Source organism: Delftia sp. ZNC0008 (assembly GCF_000799035.1).
GTDB classification, from domain to species: domain Bacteria; phylum Pseudomonadota; class Gammaproteobacteria; order Burkholderiales; family Burkholderiaceae_C; genus Comamonas; species Comamonas tsuruhatensis.
In genome coordinates, this window is sequence record NZ_JTKZ01000286.1 from 1 (window position 1) to 2443 (window position 2443).

Sequence of the window (2443 nt, forward strand, 5' to 3'; positions counted from 1 at the left end):
GAGGACGGTGGCTGCGGTCCTCTTCGTGGGCCGCAGCCAGCGGGTGGTGGCTGACGACGATGCGCCAGTCGGCGGGGCTGGCCTGCTCCAGGCGCTGCGCCACGTGCAGGATCTGCCCGGCCGACAGGCTTCCGCGCTGGTGGCGCCACCAGCGTGTGGTGTCCACGCCGATCACGCAAAAGCCTGGCACGGCGCACCAGGGCTGCAGTTCGGAATCGATCCAGCGCACATAGCGGTCGTGGGCGTGGCCACCCAGCCGTTCCCACCAGGCGAGCAGCGGCAGATCGTGGTTGCCGGGCACCACCAGTCGCCGGGGCACGGAAAGGCTGTCGAGAAACTCCCGCGCCTGGGCAAATTGCGCGGCCGTGGCGCGCTGGGTCAGGTCGCCGGAGACCACCAGCAGCGTTACCGGCAGCCGGGCCGCCAGTCTCGCCACGGCGGCGCACACGGCCTGATCGTGGGCGCCGAAATGCAGGTCCGACAAATGCATGAGCAAGGCCATGGGCGCTCCTTGTTCCTCATTCGGCGGTCAGGAGGAGGCGGGCTCTGCCGGGGCAGGCACCACCAGCCACAGCGGCTTCTCGCCCAGGCGAAAGCGGATGGGCGGCGCCATCCATTCGCGTTCGCCATCGAAGGCTACCTTCATGCGGCGAGGACGCCGTCCTGCAGGCTCCGCCACCAGCTCGGTACAGGCCAGGCTGGCGACGGCATCGTCCTGGGCCAGCCGTCCCATTACCGCATTCCAGACCACGCGCGCCGGGGCCTCGCTGGCCTGGGGCAGCAGCAGCACGGCGGCCAGATGACGGCCATCGGCCACGGCGCGGGCCTCGTCAATCCCCACGCGCTCCAGCTGCAGCGGGTTGTTGCCGACGAACAGGGTGGTGGCCAGGTGCTCCTGCTGCTGCAACGGCGCATCACGGTCGGGGCGCAGGGCCACGCGCCAGCGGCGCACGCTGCCGCCGCGCAGGATGCTCCAGATGGAGGCGGCTATGGCCACCAGCCGGGTGCGGCCGAAACGGGTGGACGCGCGTTCGCGTTCGTCTAGCAGGCGGGGGTACAGGCCCAGGCTGGCGTTCACCAGGAAAAGCCGTTCGTTGACCAGGCCCACGTTCACGGCCCGCATCTGGCCGGCCTGCAGCGCCAGGAGAATGTCCTGCACGGCCTGGGCCGGCTCCAGTGACAGCGCCTGCTCGCGGGCGAAGTAGTTGAAGGTGCCCAGCGGTACCACGCCCATGGGCACGCCACGCGACCAGGCAGCCGAGGCCACGGCATTGATGGTGCCGTCACCGCCGGCGGCCACGACCAGGCCGCCGTCCCTGCGGGCACTGTCCACGGCGCTGGCGGCCAACTGCACGATGTCGGCCCTTGCGCCCGGCACATGCCAATGCACGCTGCGCTGCTGCAGCGCCGGCACGCCGGTCAGGCGGGCGCGCAGCTGCTCCAGGTCGGCGCCGGGGCGCAGCGGCACGATCAGGTGGATGGGGCCGGCGGGATCAAGCCTGGGCGGCTGGTTGTCGCAAGATGAGGGCGTCATGGAAGGAAGCGGGCTGGAACAGGCGCCGATTGTTCCGTGGATGGCACCTGCCGGTGCACCGGATCATGCAAGCGGTGCGCGTCAGCCAAAGCCGACAGTCTGCGGGCTGCTGACTGTACCTGTTCACTCGCGCCAGGGGGCGCGGTAGTCCAGCATCTGCGCCAGCGGCACGGGCCGCTCGAACAGATAGCCCTGCGCATGCTCGCAGCCGAGCTCGTGCAGCAGCTGCGCCTGGGCCTGTTCTTCCACACCTTCGGCGACCACCTTGACGCCAAAGCCCTGGGCAATGCGCAGCACGGCGGTCACGATGGCCTTGTCGGACTCGGAAGCCGGCAACTGGCCCACAAAGCTCTGGTCGATCTTGATGCAGTCAAAGCGCAGGCGGCTCAGGTAGGCCAGGGACGAGTAGCCGGTGCCGAAGTCGTCGATGGCGATCTTCACGCCCAGCGCGCGAATGGCGGCAATGCGCTGCAGCGTGGCGTCGCTGTCGTCCAGCAGCATGGACTCCGTCAGCTCCAGGGTCAGCACCCGGGCGGGCAGGCCGCTGGTGGCCAGCGCCTGCTCCAGCGTGCAGGCGAAGTCGGACTGGATCAGCTCGCGCGCCGACATGTTGACGTGCAGCTCGAAGTCGGCCGGCAGGTGCGCAAGGTGCAGGGCAATATCGTGCGCCGCCGTGCGCAGCACCCATTCGCCGACGCTCAGGATCAGGTCCGACTCCTCGGCCACCGGGATGAACACGCCCGGCGGCACCCTGCCGCGCGTCGGGCTTTCCCAGCGCACCAGGGCCTCGGCACCCACCATGCGGCCCGTGGCCAGATCCACCACGGGCTGGTAGAAAACGCGCAGTTCGTTGCGCTCCAGCGCCTGGCGCAATTCCATGGCCAATTGGGTGCGGCCCAGCATACGCGG

Annotated in this window: 3 protein-coding genes; all 3 read right to left on the reverse strand. The window is 69.9% G+C overall.

The annotated features are described in order from the left end of the window. On the reverse strand, positions 1 to 502 hold a 502-nt coding region (locus L995_RS09555), incomplete at its 3' end, for a metallophosphoesterase family protein (protein ID WP_047471233.1). Positions 503 to 529: 27 nt separating this feature from the next. Next, positions 530 to 1534, reverse strand: coding sequence for a diacylglycerol/lipid kinase family protein (locus L995_RS09560; protein WP_047328080.1), 1005 nt, complete (start codon positions 1532 to 1534; stop codon positions 530 to 532). A 123-nt stretch (positions 1535 to 1657) separates the two neighbouring features. After that, positions 1658 to 2443, reverse strand: a 786-nt coding sequence (locus L995_RS09565) for a putative bifunctional diguanylate cyclase/phosphodiesterase (RefSeq protein WP_156136025.1), incomplete at its 5' end; no start/stop codon positions are given.

Bases quoted from the DNA above. Each gene is read 5' to 3' on its own strand.
- L995_RS09560 (WP_047328080.1), bottom strand. From the start codon at position 1,534: ATGACGCCCTCATCTTGCGACAACCAGCCGCCCAGGCTTGATCCCGCC.